Genomic DNA, 19,267 nt, shown 5'->3' with positions numbered 1-19,267 from the left:
CCCAGAAAATTAAGCGATCGCTTTCAGAAGGCGATCTCTGGGGTGAAACGATTTGGTAGAATTTGTAAGGCTTTTATCACTGGCGAGCAATGGGATCAACTCCGGCAAGAATCGCAATAGACGCAATGGGTGGGGATTACGCCCCCGATGAAATTGTCACAGGAGCGCTAAGGGCAAAAGAGGAACTCGATGTCCATATCCTGTTGGTGGGCGATCCCGATCGGATTGAAGAATCAATCGGCAAGCACACCCAATCACACCAACTGGAAATTGTACCTTCCGAAGGCGTGATTTCCATGAATGAGGAACCGTTGGTTGCTCTCAGACGCAAGAAAAATGCCTCCATCAGCGTGGCGATGAATTTAGTAAAAGAAAATAGAGCGGATGCCGTGGTATCGGCTGGTCATTCTGGAGCAGCCATGGCAGCAGCCCTGCTGCGGTTAGGTCGCTTACCCGGAATTGATCGTCCGGCGATCGGGGCAATGTTTCCAACCCTGATGGCTGATAAATCCGTTCTGATTTTAGATGTTGGGGCAAATGTCGATTGTCGCCCCCAATTTTTAGAACAATTTGCCCTCATGGGTACGGTTTATAGTCAGTACGTTCTGGGAATTGACCAGCCCAAAGTAGGACTATTAAACATTGGTGAAGAATCCTGCAAAGGAAATGACTTGGCCATTCGTACTCACCAGTTATTAGATGAAAATCCTCTGATTCCGTTCATTGGCAATGCAGAAGGTCGCGATGTCCTATCGGGTCAGTATGATGTGATTGTTTGTGATGGCTTTGCTGGTAATGTGTTGCTCAAATTTGCGGAAGCAGTCGGGAGCGTCATGTTACAGATTGTGCGAGAAGAGTTGCCCCAAGGTCTTCACGGCCAAATCGGTACAGCGATCCTCAAACCCAATCTCAGACGGATCAAGCAACGCTTAGATCATGCCGAACATGGAGGGGCATTACTGTTGGGAGTCGCAGGAGTTTGTATCATTAGCCATGGCTCTGCCCAAGCCCCAACCATTTTTAATGCAGTGCGTTTAGGTAAAGAAGCGGTAGATAATCGTGTCTTAGACCAACTCCGAGGACAATACCAAAAAACGGTAGCCAACTTAGGCACAGTTTCAGCAAACCAGGAGAGTGAGGGATAACTTCGATATATAGCGCCTTACCCTCGAGCAATAGGCAATAAACCTACTTTGGGTGACCGTAAGTCGGTTCTAACTGCTTGGGTGGTTGCTATACAAGCCAGGATTGTTTCCTTGAGAAAATAAACAACAGATATGAAACCTATGGGCATTGCAATAACCGGTAGTGGTTCGGCTACCCCTGGAGCGAAACTGACGAATCAGGGCCTATCACAGAGAGTCGAAACTTCAGATGAGTGGATTACTACTCGGACGGGAATTAAAAATCGTCGTGTGGCTGGAGAGGGGGAGTCGTTAACGGTGATCGCCACCCAAGCAGGACTTCAAGCCTTAGAGCAAGCAGGAGTTTCCCCTGCCGATCTCGATTTGATTGTTCTAGCTACTTCAACCCCCGATGATTTATTTGGCAATGCCAGTCAAATCCAAGCCGCATTAGGGGCCCATCAAGCAGTCGCTTTTGACTTAACCGCTGCTTGCTCTGGGTTCCTCTTTGCATTGGTGACAGCGGGGCAATATATCCGCACGGGAGCTTACCAGAAAGTGTTGGTCATTGGGGCAGATCTGCTCTCTCGATGGGTCAATTGGAGCGATCGCACCACTTGCGTTTTATTTGGCGATGGTGCAGGAGCTGTTGTCATGGAAGCCAATCCAGAAGATCGGCTTCTCGGATTTGAACTCAAAAGTGATGGCAGCCAAAATAACTGTCTGCAACTGGCCTACCAACCCAAATATGAGGAAATCCTGCCTAATCTCACCGTCGGTCAAGGAACCTATCAATTTATCAGCATGAACGGCAAAGAAGTCTATCGCTTTGCCGTTCAACGAGTCCCTGAAGTCATTGAAAAAGCACTCTTTCATGCCCAAATCAGCAGTGATGAAGTCGATTGGTTGATCCTCCATCAAGCCAATCAACGTATTCTTGACGCTGTGGCTAAACGGCTCAATATTTCCGATCGCAAAGTCCTGAGTAATTTAGCCAACTACGGCAATACCTCCGCTGCCTCCATTCCCCTGGTACTTGATGAAGCCGTTCGCGCTGGGAGAATTAAACCCGGTGATTTGATTGCCGCTTCTGGATTTGGTGCAGGACTAACCTGGGGATCGGCAATCTTTCGCTGGGGACATTAATCAATAGGGAATAAGGCAATGGAGACCCGTGAACGCAGAGTGTCAAGGAGATGACTCATGACCTATTCCCTATTACTCTTTATCCATTACTAACTACTAATCTATGACAAAAACAGCTTGGTTATTTCCCGGACAAGGATCGCAAAAAACAGGTATGGGGACCGACCTTAAAGATACCAAAATTGCACAAGATCGTTTTGTTCAAGCAGAACAAATTTTAGGATGGTCAGTTTTAGACCTCTGTCAAAGTCAAGCAGAAACCTTATCTCGCACCCTTTATACTCAACCTTGTCTGTATGTAATTGAGTCCATTCTGATTGACCTCCTACAAGAAAAAGGACACTCCCCCCATCTGGTTGCTGGCCATAGTTTGGGTGAATATGTTGCCCTTTATGCCGCTGGAGTCTTTGATTTCGTCACGGGACTGCAATTGGTTAAGCACCGAGCGGAACTGATGGAGAATGCTTCAGGGGGTAAAATGGCTGCCTTGATTGGATTCGACTTCAATCAACTCCAGGAGGTGCTAGAAAAAACGCCAGATGTGGTCTTAGCCAATGACAATAGTGCTAAACAAGTGGTGATTTCTGGGAAACCGGAAGCAGTCGATCGGGTTATTGCTCAAATTAAGCTCAGAAAAGCCATTCCCTTACCCGTTTCTGGTGCATTCCATTCCCCCTTTATGGATGCGGCTGCGCCAAAATTCAGAGCATTTCTGGAAACCATATCCTTTGCGACAGCGAAAGTTCCCGTTCTGTCCAATGTCGATCCTTCCCCCACTACTGATGCCAATACTCTCAAAACTCGTTTACTTGAGCAAATGACCGGTTCAGTGCGGTGGCGAGAAACGTGCTTAAAGCTCGTGGAAGAAGGGATTGAAAAAGTGATTGAACTTGGCCCGGGTAATGTGTTGACTGGCCTAGTCAAACGGACTTGTCCAGGGTTAGCTTTAGAGAATATTGGCACATTAGCTCAAGTCCCTGGCTAACTGAGATTATGGCTCAAAATCGCGACCCATCTCCATTTCTGTTCATTCTCCTGTTTTTGATCTTGGGAGCTGGAGGAGGCTATTGGTTTTTCTTGCGCCAACCCCCTTCCTCTCCTGGGGAAAATTTGGAAACAGGGAATCGAGCATCAACTCCTGCTCAACCCACTGTCGAGAGTAACCGAGTCCCTCAGTTTGTCAAACCGACATCTGTTCCAGGGGGTACGGTGATTCGTATTGATGGGAGTACCAGTATGGTGACGCTGAATCAAACCCTAAAAAAGGGCTTTGAAGGGCAATTTTCCGATACCACGGTAGTCACTCAGGCGAATGGTTCAGATAAGGGGATTCAAGGGGTATTGATAGGACAGTTGGATGTGGCGGCTGTGTCTCGTCCTCTGTCGTCCCAAGAGATGGAGGAGGGGTTAATGGCGTTTGCAGTGGCGAGGGATCAAATTGCGATCGCCGTTAGCAATAGTAATCCTTTATCTGCTGGCTTAACGGCTCAACAGGTGAAGGACATCTTCCAAGGAAAAATTACCAATTGGTCAGAGGTTGGGGGGGCAAATCGTCAAATTCGAGTGATTAACCGACCTACAGTTAGTGGAACCCGTCAGACGTTTCAAGAGTTAGCACTACAAGGGGAGAATTTCGGTACAACTCCGAATATTACGACCTTAGACCGAGATGCTACCACCCCTATGTTGCAGGCTTTAGGTGAGGATGGCATCGGTTACGCTACAGCCGATCAAATTGTTAGTCAAAGTACGGTGAGAGCGTTGGCTATTGATGGGGTGTTACCTGGATTTTCCAGTTATCCCTATACACGCGACTTATACTATGTCTATAAAAGTCCACCGAATGAGTCAGTGAAGGCGTTTTTGGGCTATGTAGAGAGTATGAATTGATGGGGGAAACCATTGGAAAATAATCTGAATGTCGGTCTGATTGGCACGGGATTTGCGGCTTGTTTGAGGGCAGAAACTTTACATGCTGACTCCCGTAGTCGTCTGGTGGCGGTGGTGGGGTATAATCCTCAGAAAACGGCTGAGTTTGCCCAAAAATATGGAGCAAGGGTGCTAGAGTCTTGGCAAGAATTAGTCGATCTTGATGAATTGGATCTAGTGATTATTAGTACAATTAATCGAGACCATGGGGCGATCGCCAAAGCCGCCTTAACCGCTCAAAAGCATGTCGTCGTTGAATATCCCCTAGCACTTAACTTTGAAGAAGCCCAAAGCCTCTGGATACTCTCAAAAACCCAACACAAACTTCTCCATATTGAGCATATCGAAATCTTAGGCGGACTCCATCAAGCCTTTAAACAAACCCTACCCCAACTTGGAGAAATTAGCTATCTCCGCTATAGCAAAATTGCTCCCAAACATCCCGCACCCCAGCGCTGGAATTATCAAAAAGATCTCTTTGGCTTTCCTCTAGTTGCTTCTCTCTCTTGTATCCATCGTTTCACCGATGCATTAGGAACCGTCGCCACCGTTTACGCTCAAAACCGCTATTGGCCAGAAGATTCAGAATACTATCACGGCTGTTTCTGTACTGCACAACTGCAATTTACAAGCGGTACAATTGCGGATATTATTTATGGCAAAGGCGATATTTTTTGGCAGCCGGAACGCAAATTAGAAGCCCACGGACACCAAGGAACCCTGATATTTGAAGGGGATAAAGGTTCCTTAATTCAACTGGACAAAACCACAGAAATTCCCGTAGGCACTCGCAGAGGACTCTTTGCCCAAGATACTCGCCAAGTCTTAGATTATTTAACAGAAGGGACAGAACTCTATGTCAATCCCCAGTCTAGTTTATACGCACTAAAAGTGGCTTGCGCTGCCGAGAGATCTGCCGCAACTGGACAAAAAGTTACGGTAAATGTCTCATAAAAGTAGGGATGAAAAATTGAGGAAATAGCCTATTCCCTAAACTCATGAAAGAACATTTCTTAAAAGCGACTTGCGAGACAGTACATTTGGGGGGATTTTCGGATAAAATTCCGCCAGTGCTTACGGTGGAGGGGGGCGATCGCATTCACATCGAGACCTATACTGGATTTTATCTGAGTAAGGAACGAGATCGCGCTCCCCAAGCCTTCTTCCCTCCAGAACTGCTCAACATCTGTCACCATCTCCCTCCTGAGCGCAAAATTGGCCCCGGCCCCCACCTGCTCACCGGCCCCATCTACATCCAAAACGCTCAACCTGGCAACATCCTAGAAATCCGTCTAGAACGCATTACCCCCAGTCTACCCGTCGGTTTTAATGCCATTCGTGCCGGTTGGGGTGCCTTACCCCAACAGTTCCCCGATCCAGCGCTGCGCTTTATTCCCCTAGACCTCGACCAACAAACCGCCCACTTTCCCGGTCATCCAGACCTAAAAATTCCTCTTCAGCCCTTTTTTGGTATTTTAGCCGTTGCTCCCCCCTCAGAACCCCATTCTTCCATTCCTCCAGGCACATTTGGTGGTAATATGGACAATCGAGAATTGCAAGCTGGAGCGAGGCTATTTCTGCCCGTCCAAGTCCCTGGGGCCTTACTCTCGGTTGGCGATGGTCACGCAGCTCAAGGGGATGGCGAAGTTAACGTCACCGCCATTGAAACCTCCATGAATGGAACCCTTCAAGTGATTCTCCATCAAAACTTTCCCCTTCCCGTCCCCCTTGCGCAAACCCCAACTGACCTGATTACCATGGGATTTGCCCCCACCCTAGACGAAGCCTTAGAACAGGCCTTGGAACAGATGATTCAGGTGCTGGTATACTGCACAAGTCTCACCCCAGAAGAAGTCTATGTTCTCTGTAGTTTAGCCGTTTCTTTTCGGATTACCCAAGTCGTGAACCGACCGCAAAAAGGGGTTCATGGCCTATTTCCCCTGAAGATGCTTCCTCAAGGTTTTCCAGTATGACATCCATTCAAATTATTTTCTTAGCCAGTGGAGGACTCTTTGCCGGAATTCTAGCCGGTTTTTTAGGCATTGGTGGGGGAACAGTTTTAGTGCCCCTATTAACGACATTAGGGTATTCCCCCGTAGAATCTGTTGCCACCAGTAGCCTCTCCATTTTAATTACTGCCAGTTCGGGAACCGTGCAAAACTGGCGCATGGGTTATTTAAACTTATCTCAAGTCTTACTCTTAGGATTACCCGCAATTATTACCGCTCAATTTGGGAGTATTTTCGCCGATCGCATTCCTTCCCATCTCCTCCTATTTTCGTTCGGCCTTCTCCTACTGCTCAACCTCTACTTAGTGCAAGTCCGCAAGAACATTACCCAAAACCCACTCACCATTGAGAAACCCAAGTTTAATCCCACCTTCGCGAGAATGATTACCGGATCGATCGCCGGAGTTATGGCGGGATTTTTAGGCGTAGGGGGAGGAGTGATTATGGTTCCCTTACAAATTTTATGGCTCGGCGAAACCATTAAAGATGCTGTCCGCATCAGTTTAGGGGTGATTGTCATCACCTCCCTATCCGCTTGTGTCGGTCATGCACTGCAAAATAATGTGGTCCCCTTAGCTGGAATTTTATTAGGAAGCGGTGGATTAGTGGGGGCACAAATCAGTACCCGATTTTTGCCAAAATTGGACGATCGGGTGATTACATTTTGTTTTCGTCTACTGTTAGCACTATTAGCGATTTATGTCTTTTGGCAAGCATGGCTTCAGTGGACTATTCAGGGACAGTAAATCCTATCTCTGTTCCTTTATTAGCGTGAACTAGAGCTAACTGATAATACTTCTGGGCATGTTTAATTAAATCATCAGCTTGCTCTTTCGAGAGTTCTCGCGATCGCTTTGCAGGCATTCCCACCACCAGAGAAAAGGGCGCGACATCTTTAGTTACCACTGCTCCTGCACCGACAATAGAGCCTTCACCCACGGTTACGCCATCGAGAATAATAGCCCCAATACCAATTAAAGATCCTCGGCCGATGTTAGCACTATGAATGACAGCTCGATGGCCCACGGTAACATACTCTTCTAGAATTGTGGGTTTACCCGGAGATCCGTGTAAAATTGCTCCATCTTGGATATTGGTATAGTCTCCAATCTCAATCCGTTCCACATCGCCCCGAACCACTGCGCCATACCAAACACTAGAGCCTAAGCCGAATTGAACGTTACCGACTAGGGTGGCATTCGAGGCAATAAAGGCTGCTGGGGAGGTATCGGGGAGTTCCCAGTAGGTGGGAAACGAGGTTTCAGAAGGATTCATATGGGATGTTTACTCAACTGACAACGACAGAACAAGTATTGATTATATATAGATACGCTGAGTTGACCCATTCCCTATTGCCTGTTCCCTGTTCCCAGCGCAAAGCGCTATAACCTCCCATGTGTTACAATCCTTGACACAAGTGCGATTTCTTCTGGCAAAAAACGCTCCATGATCAACCCTGTGTTTCAATATCCCGTTTTCGGGCCAGAGATACAGTGTCCTCACTGTCGTCAAATGATTCCAGCGTTGACATTGACGGATACCTATCTTTGTCCTCGTCATGGTGCGTTTGAATCCGATCCGAAAACTAAAGAGCTACTCCATCTCCAGTCTGGCCGTCATTGGCGACTCTGGAAAGACCAATGGTATCGACAACACACCCATCCAGATGGCATTCGCTTTGAGATCCATGAGGGTTTAGACCGGCTTTATACTCAAGGATATCGGGCGACTAAGATTATTATTGCTCGCCGCTATCAGGATTTAATTTATTCTTATTTAGAACGCAATTCAACTTGGCGCAATAGTAAGGATACCCAACCCCCTAAATTATATGGATTGCCGGTTGAATTTAGTCCCGACCCGTCGGAGGAACCGTGCTGGGAAGTGATTAATTTTGATTTGGAGAAGGAACCGGGCGCACCAGTACGTTATCCTTATTTCCGTTTGTTTGAGTAAGCAGAAGTCTCATGCACCATGTTTCGATTCGCACGGGTAATATTCATGAGGCGATCGCCTTTTATGAGATCCTGGGATTTGAGGTGACGGAGCGCTTTACTACAGGTATGACGTTAGCCTGTTGGCTGGAAGGATTAGGGGGACGGATCGAGTTAATCCAGATTCCTCAACCCCGCCCAGCCGCCGATGCCTTTGGGGATGAACACTATACGGGATATTATCATCTGTCGTTTGATTTAACAGATTCAGTTTCGGATTTACCGAGTTGGTTACAGGATTTACAAGCAAAAGTAACGGCTTCCCCCCATCTATCTCCCCTCAAGGTTTTATTAGCACCGATGCAACAAATGATTGGCGATCGCGTTTATGAAGTAGCATTTATTGCAGATAGAGATGGGTTACCCCTGGAATTTTTACGCCGATTATAGGGCTTTGAGTCTGTTATTCATCTCCTCATTCCCTCATGGAGAGAACTTGGCACTGTATGGATAACGCGAGATCTGAAAAAGTGGCCGGAGTATCGTACAATAGAAAATTAAGAAATCCTTAAGTTAAATCGTCTTTGAGATGAAATCTATGAAAGCTTTGGCTCGAACTCTTGTTTGTGTAGCGATCTCCATCCTTCTGAGCGTTGGCATCAACCTCGCACCAGCCGCAGCACAGACCATTGAAGTAAAAATGGGTGCTGATAACGGTATGCTGGTCTTTGTTCCCAGTAATATTGAAGCCTCTCCTGGCGATACCATTACTTGGATCAATAACAAGCTTGGCCCTCACAATGCTGTAGTTGAAGGACAACCTAAACTCTCTCAGAAGCAACTTCTGTTTAAAACGGGTGACAGCTACACTACTGAAATCCCTAGCGATCAGGCATCGGGAAGCTACACCTTCTATTGCGAACCCCATCGCGGTGCAGGAATGCAAGGTAAACTGATCATTAAATAGGATCTCCCTTGAATCGAGTCTAATGATCTTACCCCCTTGAATAATTCCCCTCTCTATTTTGAGAGGGGTTTTTATTGGCGAATTCTATACAGCGCTTCGCGCTGGGGAATAGGGAATAGGAAATAGAAAATGCCCTATTAATTATTCTTAAACCGTTCCTTTGCTCCTTGAAACGCTTCACGCATTACCAACTGAATCTTACTGGGATCGGGTTTTTTTCCACCCATTAAATCGCCAAAATACACACAAGCCGTTTCCCCTAATGCAAATGTATAAGCGGCTGCCCAAGATGCGGCGATCGCACTGCCAAAGCCTGGAATAAACTTCACCAACTCTCGGCCAATAGCTTGCGCCACAAATCCACCCGCGATCGCACTCACCAGTCCTCCCGCCTGAGACACATTCAAGGTTTGGCCATAAAGTTTACCCAATGCTCCCACCATCGATGCTTGCAGTGCTGTTAACACCGGCATCGTTGCAAAGGGCAAGGGAACCGCCGCAGCCGTTGCCGCCATAACTGAAAATGCGGCAATATATCGCCGTCCTACGTCCCGATAGAGGTTTCCCAACTGCTTGCCCACCCCCTGATCCAAAAGCTGATAAATAGCGCGAGACTCAGCTTCTGGTAGTAAATCCCCCAGAGTATCCCGCAATTGTTCCAAACCATAAAATACCGGCGTATACCCATCTTCTTCTAGGGTAAAATCAATTAAAATCACCCGATCCGGTTCCAGGGAGCGATCGCCCTTAAATCCCTCCTCAATGGCAGACGCTGCCCGTTGTAAAGACTCAAACTCTGGAGGATAGGGCGGGTGATTCTCCACATCCAGAGGATACAGCTCATGCAAACAAGTAATCGCCAATAAACAAGGAACTTGAGGATACTTTTGACGCAGTTGTTGTACCACTTGACGCAGACTATCCGTGGCAAAATCATTAATCTTAACCGTTAAAATCAAGACCTTTGCGCCAACAGCCTCCCCTTCCAACTCCTGCGCCAACTCTTCAATAATCTGCTCCGTATCCTGCTCGACATCCCCCAACCCCACTGTATCCGTAAAAATCAGTAGGGGTAAATCTTCCGAAGGATAAGCATAGCGCTCGGTATGTTGGGTATGGGGACGAAACCCTTGACCGACTATTTCCGCAGAAATCCCGGTTAGTCCCCGTACGATCGAACTTTTCCCCGTTTGCGGTTTCCCAATTAGTAGTGCTTCTGTCGTTGGTAACTCTGAGCGCACCCGATCTAGAATTTGGGCAATTTGCTCCTCACTCACCCTAAACCACTTGAGCATTGACGTTTCCCAAAACTTTCTCAAAACTTACTGTGCGAGTTCTTCCTTGGGAGGAATAACCAAAACTGGACAGGGAGCTTTAGGCAAAATTTCTTGACTTACACTCCCGAAGAGAAATTTTTGCAGACCACTGCGCCCATGGGAACCGACAATAATTAAATCAGCACCTAATTTTTCCGCCTCTTTTAACAAGGCTGGCACAGTCTGGCCTTGAAGTAATAACCCCACTGTCTCAAATCCTCGATCCCGTAGCGATTTAGCTTCTTCTTGAATGTGATGATGTTCATTTTTGTAGATTTCGGCTAGACGGTCTCTTTGGTCTTGAGGCCCGGTGGACATACCGATAAATTCTGGTTCTGGATCGGCAATATGAATGAGCCATAGCTTGCTCTGGAATATTTGGGCAAAAGTCTGAGCATGGGCGAGAATTTCAGAGGTTTGGTCAGAAAAATCTAGGGCAACAACTATCTTTTTCATAGAGAAACCGAATCATAAGGAATAGGGTTATGGCTTAAGGATTGACCTGTTTGCGCAGGTTTTCCAGAGTTTTAGCGATTTGGTCTCCAGAGAGGAGATCTTTAGCCATGGATAAACCCGTCTCTACGCTATCACAATACCCACAGCGCCAGAGATAAAATCCACCATTCCAGATTGCAGAGTTTAAGAGAGGGGTGGGTTGATGGTCTAAAATGGCCTTTAGGGAAGCGATCGCCATCTCTTCTGATTCTAAGGACAGATCGGATGGAGTCAATCCATAATCTCGACAGTTAATACAGAAGCGTTCGAGAACGATTTCTGGCTTCTCAGTCCCTGAAATCTCAACAGAGCGATCGCCACTAAGTCCAGTAATAGCAGTCCGAGACAGGGGGAGATCGCAACTTCCTTCTAAGCCTTTGATGGTCGTCAGTTGCTCAATTCCACGTAGAACCAAAGTTCGTTTAAATAGGGTTTCTGTCGGAGGATGCACGTACCCAGTCATTAGATGAACGGGCCCAGAATAGGGACACCACATCAGTTCAATGGTTGCGAAAGGCGGCCGTTTACCAATTTCTTCCCGGAATGAAACTAAACCATCAGCTCTCGGAAAATGCTGAGGTAGATAAACAAATCCTAAACCCGTTTGGTTAAAAATCTCCTGAGTTTGATCTAGAGAAAGTGATTCCCAATTTACGCCTAATCCTTTCCACAGGTCAATCAGGGGAATGCCATATTTACTGGGCATCCGAGTTCCTCCATGGAGAATCACGGGGATACCCACCCTGTTGAGCATGAGGACGGTAATGATATTGACTGGAACTAAGCGCGATCGCCCATCGTAGGGAATTCCCAGAACCACTACCTTTTCTCCGTCCTGACGTGGACTTAATTTTTGACCCAACTCGTCATAAGTATCCAAAATTCCAGCTAACTCTTCTGGTGTCGGTCGTCTCATTCGGTGAGCAATCATAAATGCACCAATTTGAGCCGGTGTGGCTTCTTGAAGTAGCATCTGTCGTGCGGCTTGGGCCGACTCTGTGCGAGTGAGTAGTTTTCCAGTATGGGGGCCACTCCCTACTTTTTTTAACAGTTCTCGGAAAGAATGACTCATAATTTATTCCCTATTACCGATTACCTAATTTATCTTCCACTTGCAATTATTGCTTGTCGAGCAAATTGAGGCGGAATACATTCTAGGGCTAAGGTACGAAACTTTTCAATAGGGGGAATTTGCAGCCGATCTTTAGTGGTGACTAACACCACATTACGCGTTAGAGGTTTTCCCCCATCATGAACACTCGGTTGTAGGGGACAGGAAATCACGCCGGGATCTTCACAGGCTAATCTTATGGCTGATTCAGGTAAAATAGCCAGGAATTCTCCTTGGCGAATCACCCCTCGAAAAGCGTCTAAGGTATTGAGTTCTAAAACGGCTCGATAGTGAAGATTGTGTTTGCTAAACTGCTCATGAACCAGTCGTTGCATCCCATATCCATCCTTAAATAGTACTTGCGGATAGTGGGAAATTGCTTCCCAAGATAACCCTTGTTCTTGACGTAAAGGATGATCCGCTGCCATTAGCACAGCAATAGTTTCTTCAAAGAGGGGATCGACCACTAACTCAGCACTAGTGGTTAAAAAACGATTTTGCATAACGAGCGCTAAGTCTACTAAACCATCTTTAAGCACTTTCAAGGCGCGATCGCTCCCTAAAGCTGTTACGCGTAACTGAACATCTGGATGAGACCAACAAAATCGCTGTAAAACGAGAGGTAAACCATACGAACAAAGGGAAGGAATGGCGGCGACACACAGTTCCTGTTGCTTTCCCGCTAACAGTTCCGAGATTTCCTGTTGAGCCGTTTGCCATTCTTGGCAAATGCGTCGAGCATGGGGAAGTAGAACGGCTCCACCCACTGTCAATTTGGCGATCGAAGAACGATGAAATAAGGCCGTTCCCAAATCTGCCTCTAATCCTTGAATTTGTCGGCTAATCGTTGATTGAGTGACCCCACACTCATGAGCTGCCTGTTGAAAGTTTCCAGTTCTAGCAACGGATAAAAATGCTTGTAATTGCTCTAAACGCATAGGCTGCCTAGCCTATCCCTAAGTCTAAGTTATCTTAGAACCTTAGCGAACATTACACCTATATTTGGTATTTAGGACTACAATTGATCGATTAAAAATTAAAAAGTAAAAATTCAAAATGGGTATGACTTGGAGAAAATTTATTCTACTGACGCTAACATAGGATCGACAGGGCAACCCTCACCCCATTCCCCATTCCCGATGAATCTCCTCGATCGCCTTCCAGGACGCATTTATTTAATCTTAGCAACCCTGATTTTTGCTGCCTCCAGTTCAGTCACTCGTCAAATCATCAACTTAGGAGAACAACACCTGATTAACGGTCGAAATCCTATCTCTTTTTGTAATGTCTTATTGGTCGGCAATATTTGGGCATTGATTATTTTAACTCTGCTCTATCGTCAAGAAATCCAGACCCATCCCTGGAAAAAACTGAAGAGCAAAGATTGGGTATTCTTAAGCCTGATTGCCCTATTATCAGGAGCATTAGGGCCAGCCCTTATATTTTGGGCTTTAGATCAAACCAGCGTCAGTAATGTAATCCTGATTGGCAGAATTGAACCGCCACTGACGTTAGCCTTATCCGTTCTATTTCTTAAAGAACGAGTCAATCTTTGGGTAATTGCTGGGGCTATCCTGGGCTTTATCGGAGTTGGGTTAACCGTACTCATTGCACCTGCTTCAGATTCGATGGTGGACATGGCAACATTCGAGATCGGAGTTGGGGAATTGCTGGTCATTGCTGGAGCAGTAGCCACGGCGATCGCCACTATAATCAGTAAAATTACCCTACAACACATTTCTCTCGGTTTTTTTAGCCTCTATCGCACCACCCTAGGAACCCTAATTTTCTTCACGATCGTAGTCAAACTCTTTGGTTGGTCTCATTTTACCGATGTTTTTGCCCCTGTAATTTGGCAATGGATGTTAATCTACAGTGCCATCATCGTGGTTGGCGGGCAATTTTTTTGGCTCAAAGGACTCAAACTCAGCAATGCGTCCGAAGTCTCCCTTGTTAATGCCTTCAGTCCCTTAGCTGCCATAGTCTTTGCCTATCTCATTGTCAGAGAAGTTCCCACCCTCGGCCAGTATATCGGCGGCTCAGTCATTGCGATCGCCATCATTATCAACCAAATCGGCCTTAATCGTCTCTCTCCTCCCCCTTCTCCCAAACCCCTATCCGCTTCTGGACTAGACCGCTCCGTTGGCTTTAAAGGCATGTAATATCCCTATGCCCTAGCGCGGATAAGGAAGATAGGAATGCCGGGATACGGTGATTACCCATCACCCATTACCCATTACCCATCTTAGAGGTGATACCATGAGGAGAAGTTTTTAATTACCCTCAAAGTGTCTGGTAGAGTACATCGATTATGCTGAAAAACCTGTTTGGTGACCCCAACACCCGCAAACTCAAAAAATATCAGCCCTTCGTTTCTGACATCAGCCTCTACGAAGAAGACATTCAAGGTCTATCAGACGACGAATTGAGGGGCAAAACCGCAGAATTTAAGCAAAGTTTGGAAAAAGCAGGTTCTGAGCAAGCACAAAAAGACTTACTCGATGACATCCTCCCCGAAGCATTCGCCGTCGTGCGCGAAGCAGGCAAGCGCGTCTTGGGAATGCGCCACTACGATGTACAAATGATTGGGGGGATGGTTCTCCACGATGGCCAGATTGCAGAAATGAAAACCGGGGAAGGAAAAACCCTGGTGGCTACGCTTCCAGCTTATCTAAACGCCCTCACCGGCAAAGGAGTTCATGTGATTACCGTCAATGACTACCTGGCCCGTCGGGACGCAGAATGGATGGGGCAAGTCCATCGGTTCCTGGGATTAAGCGTGGGTTTGATTCAACAGAATATGCCCCCCTCAGAACGCCGCAAAAACTATAACTGTGATATTACTTACGCGACCAACTCCGAAGTCGGATTTGATTATCTACGCGATAATATGGCTTCTTCCATGGCTGAAGTGGTGCAGCGGCCGTTTAATTTCTGCATCATTGACGAAGTCGATTCCGTCTTAGTTGATGAAGCGCGAACCCCTCTGATTATTTCAGGCCAAGTAGACCGGCCCAGTGAAAAGTATATTAGAGCGGCTCAACTGGCCCAAGGTTTGGTTGCCTTAGATGAGGAAAGTGGTAATGGCCATTATGAAGTCGATGAAAAGGCCCGTAATGTGCTGTTAACCGATGACGGATATATTGCCTCTGAAGAATTTTTACAAGTTGCCGACTTATTTAATCCAGATGACCCTTGGGCCCATTTTGTCTTTAACGCGATTAAGGCCAAGGAATTATTTATTAAGGATGTTAACTATATTGTCCGGGACGATGAAATTGTCATTGTGGATGAGTTTACCGGTCGCGTAATGCCGGGTCGTCGCTGGAGTGATGGACTGCATCAGGCCATTGAGGCTAAAGAGCATGTAGAGATTCAGCCAGAAACCCAAACCTTGGCTAGCATTACCTATCAGAATTTCTTTTTGCTCTATCCCAAGTTATCAGGAATGACGGGAACGGCAAAAACAGAGGAAGCGGAATTTGAGAAGATCTATAACTTAGAGGTGACCATTGTTCCCACCAACCGACCTACAGGGCGCAAAGACATGGCCGATGTGGTGTATAAAACAGAGGAAGCGAAGTGGAAAGCGGTGGCAAAAGAATGTGCTGAACTTTACCAAGAAGGTCGGCCGATTCTGGTGGGAACCACGAGTGTGGAGAAGTCGGAGGTCTTGTCAGAGCTGTTGAGCGGATTGAGTGTGCCCCATCAGTTGCTGAATGCGAAGCCGGAGAATGTGGAGCGGGAATCGGAAATTGTGGCGCAAGCTGGGCGCAAAGGGGGGGTAACGATCGCCACGAACATGGCAGGACGAGGGACAGATATTATACTCGGTGGTAACTCGGATTATATGGCCCGGTTGAAGTTGCGGGAGTATTTTATGCCCCGAATTGTGAAGCCGGAAGATGAGGATGGCTTGGGCGTGCAGAAAGTGGCGGGTACGGGTAAACGGAAGGCTGCCCAAGGGTTTAGTTTGGATAAGAAGGTGAAAACTTGGAAGGTGTCCCCGAAGATTTTCCCCACCGAGTTGTCGGCGAGTACCCAAGCTAAATTGAAAGAAGTTGTTGATTTTGCCGTAGCAGAGTATGGTGAGCGCTCTTTACCGGAATTGACGGCTGAGGATAAGGTAGCGGTAGCCGCAGAAAAAGCGCCGACGAATGACCCAGTGATTCAAAAACTGCGGGAAGTGTTTAATCTAATTCGCTCGGAATATGAGGAATTGACAGACCAAGAACATGACGAGGTGATTAACCTCGGTGGTTTGTTTGTTATTGGTACAGAGCGCCATGATTCTCGACGTATTGATAATCAGCTCCGAGGTCGTGCAGGTCGTCAAGGTGACCCTGGAACGACGAAGTTTTTCCTCAGCTTACAGGATAACTTACTGCGAATTTTTGGGGGCGATCGCGTGGCCGGTCTGATGAATGCCTTCCGCGTGGAAGAAGATATGCCCATCGAGTCAGGAATGCTCACCCGTTCTCTGGAAGGAGCGCAGAAGAAAGTCGAAACCTACTACTACGACATCCGTAAGCAGGTGTTTGAATATGACGAGGTGATGAATAACCAGCGCCGAGCCATTTATTCCGAGCGTCGCCGCGTCTTGGAAGGACAAGACTTGAAAGAACAAGTGATAGCCTATGCCGAACGAACCATGGACGATATAGTTGAAGCCTATGTTAACCCAGAACTGCCCGCCGAAGAATGGGATTTGGGGCAACTGGTGAGTAAAGTCCAAGAGTTTGTCTATCTACTCAGAGACTTACAACCCCAACAACTCCAAGACCTGAGTTTTGCGGAGATGAAAACCTTCTTGCACGAACAAGTCCGCATTGCTTACGACTTGAAAGAAGCAGAAGTAGACCAAATTCAAGCGGGGTTAATGCGTCAAGCAGAACGGTTCTTTATTCTCCAGCAAATTGATACCCTCTGGCGAGAGCATCTCCAACAAATGGATGCCTTGCGAGAGTCTGTGGGACTGCGTGGTTATGGGCAAAAAGACCCATTGATTGAGTATAAGAGTGAAGGCTATGAACTGTTCTTAGAGATGATGATTTCCATTCGCCGCAATGTAGTTTATTCTCTCTTCCAGTTCCAACCCCAAGGACAACCCAAAGCAGCCGCTCAACAGGAAACCGTTTAGATAATAGCCGTGAGAAGAAACTGGGTTTCTACCCAATACACCAGAAACTCAGTTTCTAGGTTATCGTGGGCAGATAGCGATTCTCTTTTCTATAATCCCAATTTGCGCTTGTTTCTCGTCATAGCATTATTTATGGATCAAAGTTGTATAAATTCCTAAGAATGGACTATACATCTGGCCAATTTTGCATTGCAACTCACATTGTTTAGAGAAATCATGATCTAAGTCATGGCGATTTTTGTAATAAAACATCATCACTCTTAAACCACCACGTATAAAATATGCAGGTCGAAGCAACTGCAACCAGGGACGTTGCCAAGGATAATATCGTGCTAAACGAGTTAAATGATTGGATAAACCATAACCTCTAGCTAACTTCAGAAGATAGTCTTCTTGTAGGCGGTGAGCATAGATATGATGCCAAATCTCCATTTTGGGATTATGCCAAACTTCCCAGGAACTATTTTGGATATAAAGCATCATTTCTGCATCTTCACCCGCAGCCATTGTCCTTGGATCTCGTCCTGAAATTAACAATTTTTCTGGAGCAGGCATCGCCTCTTGCCAAGCTTCTTTACGAATCACCACACCAGGTGCAGGGGGAATTCTGCGAATCTTATTGCTGCGTTTATATTGGAAAGGCTTAGAACCGCGATTACATATGGTTAGATAGTTTTTCATCTGGCGAAAATAACTGGGTGGATCGATATCCAGTTGGGCATGAATGATTCCACCATACGCACCAATATTAGGATTTTTTATGCCAAAATCAACACTTTCTGCAACCCAATTTGCTTTCGGTAAATTATCATCATCTAGAAACCCGATTAAACTTTTACTCTTGGCTTCTGCTACCGCACGATATCGGGCATAAGTTGCCCCTTGACGACTCTCAAATGTATAACGAAGTTGACTATCTGTACGCCAAGTTTTCCCATATTGCAAAACGACTTCGCGAGTGTTATCTTCGCTATTGTTGTCAACCACTAAAACTTCCCAGTTGATAGAGTTTATCTCTTGCTTCAATAAACACTCTAAAACTTCTGGAATCCTTGTGGCTCCATTATAAGTAATAATTGCAATGGTAAAATCTACTGTCATAAGTAATGAATCTCTCAAACTTTAGACCTATCAATTGTCTTATTAAAATACCCTTGCATCCACAAATAAAATGGACTCCTCAAACTATTGAGGAGAATTTCTAATTGACAGGTTGCAACGATATCAGATTGGACGCGATCGCGGTAGCGCAACAGCAACATGACAAGCTTTCTGGTATCATTGATCATATAGAGGGGATAAATTAAAACCCTCTGCCAATCCTTAGCCTTCAAGGTACGAGTGACATATCGACTCAGACCAATTCCCCGAAACATCTGAATTAAATAATCTCGTTCTAAACGCCAAGGGGGAATTTTATGATCCAATTCCATCGCTGGATTGTACCAAATATCCCAGCCTTTGTTTTGAATGTAGGATAATAGCTCTAAATCTTCACCACTAATAAACTTACCGTTGATTCTGCCACTTAAGGTTAATTTTTCCGGCACACTTTCTAGCCACGCTTGTTTGCGAATGACAACACCAGCACCTGGAGGAAGGAGGTTATTTTGAGGAGGGTAGAGTCGGGGTTTAGAACCTCGTTCAACCAGAGCTAAATAAGGTAGGAGAGGTTTAAGCTCTTCTGAAGGAGGAGATTCAAATAAACCGTGAACCTGACTACCCAAGGCTCCCGCTTTAGGATGTGCTTGCCCAAACTGATAAGCTGAAATCAGCCAATTGGGATAGGGCAAATTATCGTCATCAAGGAAGCCTACCCACTCTCCTCGTGCTTCTTTGAAGGCACATTGTCGAGCAAAGGCAAGTCCTTGTTGTGGCTCAAAGATATAGCGCAAGGGAATATCTAAATCCCAATTTTCTTGGTACTCTTGGAAAATTTGTTTAGTTTTGTCCGTACTATTATTATCCACTAAGATAATTTCCCATGAGAGCGAATCAACTCCAGTTTGTTGGCGCAATTTATCCAAAACTTCTGGAAACCGGTTTGCGCCATTATAGGTGGGGATAGAAACGGTAAATTGTACAGACATTTTTCC

19 protein-coding genes are annotated in these 19,267 nt (G+C 46.2%); 12 read left to right on the top strand and 7 right to left on the bottom strand.

Going from position 1 to position 19,267, the window contains the following annotated elements:
• The first annotated feature begins 89 nt into the window (after positions 1–89).
• The 7 genes from plsX to AC3A14_RS00565 all read left to right on the top strand — a co-directional run bounded on the left by plsX (position 90) and on the right by AC3A14_RS00565 (position 6,954).
• Positions 90–1,145, top strand: a complete 1,056-nt coding sequence (gene plsX / locus AC3A14_RS00595; RefSeq protein ID WP_318732000.1) for a phosphate acyltransferase PlsX — start codon at positions 90–92, stop codon at positions 1,143–1,145.
• Positions 1,146–1,277: 132 nt separating this feature from the next.
• A complete protein-coding gene (locus tag AC3A14_RS00590) occupies positions 1,278–2,270 on the top strand; it encodes a beta-ketoacyl-ACP synthase III (RefSeq protein ID WP_413039211.1) in 993 nt (330 codons plus the stop codon).
• Between the two features lie 103 nt (positions 2,271–2,373).
• Positions 2,374–3,255, top strand: a complete 882-nt coding sequence (fabD, locus tag AC3A14_RS00585; RefSeq protein WP_318700213.1) for an ACP S-malonyltransferase — start codon at positions 2,374–2,376, stop codon at positions 3,253–3,255.
• A gap of 8 nt (positions 3,256–3,263) precedes the next feature.
• Entirely contained in the window at positions 3,264–4,160 is an 897-nt protein-coding gene (locus AC3A14_RS00580) for a phosphate ABC transporter substrate-binding protein (protein WP_318700214.1), read from the top strand.
• A 12-nt stretch (positions 4,161–4,172) separates the two neighbouring features.
• Positions 4,173–5,153: a Gfo/Idh/MocA family protein gene (locus AC3A14_RS00575; protein ID WP_318731998.1), complete on the top strand. Its 981-nt coding sequence runs from the start codon at positions 4,173–4,175 to the stop codon at positions 5,151–5,153.
• A 44-nt stretch (positions 5,154–5,197) separates the two neighbouring features.
• Complete coding sequence (locus AC3A14_RS00570) at positions 5,198–6,172, top strand: acetamidase/formamidase family protein (protein ID WP_318731997.1); 975 nt, start codon at positions 5,198–5,200, stop codon at positions 6,170–6,172.
• Positions 6,169–6,954, top strand: coding sequence for a sulfite exporter TauE/SafE family protein (locus tag AC3A14_RS00565; RefSeq protein WP_318731996.1), 786 nt, complete (start codon positions 6,169–6,171; stop codon positions 6,952–6,954). The genes AC3A14_RS00570 and AC3A14_RS00565 overlap by 4 nt, the downstream gene beginning before the upstream one ends.
• Here the strand turns inward: AC3A14_RS00565 and AC3A14_RS00560 are convergent.
• On the bottom strand, positions 6,938–7,483 hold the full coding sequence (locus AC3A14_RS00560) for a gamma carbonic anhydrase family protein (protein WP_318731995.1): 546 nt from the start codon (positions 7,481–7,483) through the stop codon (positions 6,938–6,940). The genes AC3A14_RS00565 and AC3A14_RS00560 overlap by 17 nt on opposite strands.
• Before the next feature lie 171 nt (positions 7,484–7,654).
• Here AC3A14_RS00560 and AC3A14_RS00555 point away from each other — a divergent pair, with 171 nt between their 5' ends.
• From AC3A14_RS00555 to petE, 3 genes are all read left to right on the top strand, one after another.
• A complete protein-coding gene (locus AC3A14_RS00555) occupies positions 7,655–8,164 on the top strand; it encodes a TIGR02652 family protein (RefSeq protein WP_318701417.1) in 510 nt (169 codons plus the stop codon).
• An 11-nt stretch (positions 8,165–8,175) separates the two neighbouring features.
• Positions 8,176–8,592, top strand: a complete 417-nt coding sequence (locus AC3A14_RS00550) for a VOC family protein (protein WP_318731994.1) — start codon at positions 8,176–8,178, stop codon at positions 8,590–8,592.
• A 139-nt stretch (positions 8,593–8,731) separates the two neighbouring features.
• Positions 8,732–9,109 (top strand): plastocyanin, encoded by a 378-nt coding sequence (gene petE, locus AC3A14_RS00545; RefSeq protein ID WP_413039055.1) that lies wholly within the window; start codon positions 8,732–8,734, stop codon positions 9,107–9,109.
• Positions 9,110–9,246: 137 nt separating this feature from the next.
• Here petE and AC3A14_RS00540 read toward each other — a convergent pair whose 3' ends face one another.
• Genes AC3A14_RS00540 through AC3A14_RS00525 form a run of 4 tightly spaced genes read right to left on the bottom strand, consistent with a single transcriptional unit; the run spans position 9,247 to position 12,969 of the window.
• Positions 9,247–10,404, bottom strand: a complete 1,158-nt coding sequence (locus AC3A14_RS00540; RefSeq protein ID WP_318731992.1) for a GTPase family protein — start codon at positions 10,402–10,404, stop codon at positions 9,247–9,249.
• Between the two features lie 27 nt (positions 10,405–10,431).
• Positions 10,432–10,881 (bottom strand): universal stress protein, encoded by a 450-nt coding sequence (locus AC3A14_RS00535; protein ID WP_318731991.1) that lies wholly within the window; start codon positions 10,879–10,881, stop codon positions 10,432–10,434.
• 34 nt (positions 10,882–10,915) lie between these two features.
• On the bottom strand, positions 10,916–11,992 hold the full coding sequence (locus tag AC3A14_RS00530; RefSeq protein ID WP_318731990.1) for an anthranilate phosphoribosyltransferase family protein: 1,077 nt from the start codon (positions 11,990–11,992) through the stop codon (positions 10,916–10,918).
• A 29-nt stretch (positions 11,993–12,021) separates the two neighbouring features.
• A complete protein-coding gene (locus AC3A14_RS00525; protein ID WP_318731989.1) occupies positions 12,022–12,969 on the bottom strand; it encodes a LysR family transcriptional regulator in 948 nt (315 codons plus the stop codon).
• A gap of 201 nt (positions 12,970–13,170) precedes the next feature.
• Between AC3A14_RS00525 and AC3A14_RS00520 the strand changes: the two genes are divergently transcribed.
• A complete protein-coding gene (locus AC3A14_RS00520; protein ID WP_318731988.1) occupies positions 13,171–14,193 on the top strand; it encodes a DMT family transporter in 1,023 nt (340 codons plus the stop codon).
• A 149-nt stretch (positions 14,194–14,342) separates the two neighbouring features.
• Positions 14,343–17,171 carry a preprotein translocase subunit SecA gene (gene secA, locus AC3A14_RS00515; protein ID WP_318731987.1) on the top strand — a complete coding sequence of 943 codons (2,829 nt, stop codon included), beginning with the start codon at positions 14,343–14,345 and terminating at the stop codon, positions 17,169–17,171.
• A gap of 126 nt (positions 17,172–17,297) precedes the next feature.
• Here secA and hpsE (AC3A14_RS00510) read toward each other — a convergent pair whose 3' ends face one another.
• Together hpsE (AC3A14_RS00510) and hpsE (AC3A14_RS00505) are read right to left on the bottom strand one after the other, a co-directional pair.
• Positions 17,298–18,272 carry a hormogonium polysaccharide biosynthesis glycosyltransferase HpsE gene (gene hpsE, locus AC3A14_RS00510; RefSeq protein ID WP_318731986.1) on the bottom strand — a complete coding sequence of 325 codons (975 nt, stop codon included), beginning with the start codon at positions 18,270–18,272 and terminating at the stop codon, positions 17,298–17,300.
• 14 nt (positions 18,273–18,286) lie between these two features.
• A complete protein-coding gene (gene hpsE / locus AC3A14_RS00505; RefSeq protein WP_318731985.1) occupies positions 18,287–19,261 on the bottom strand; it encodes a hormogonium polysaccharide biosynthesis glycosyltransferase HpsE in 975 nt (324 codons plus the stop codon).
• Between the last annotated feature and the right edge of the window lie 6 nt (positions 19,262–19,267).

Source organism: Roseofilum sp. (genome assembly GCF_982964205.1).
This window is presented reverse-complemented; position numbering and strand designations above follow the sequence as displayed.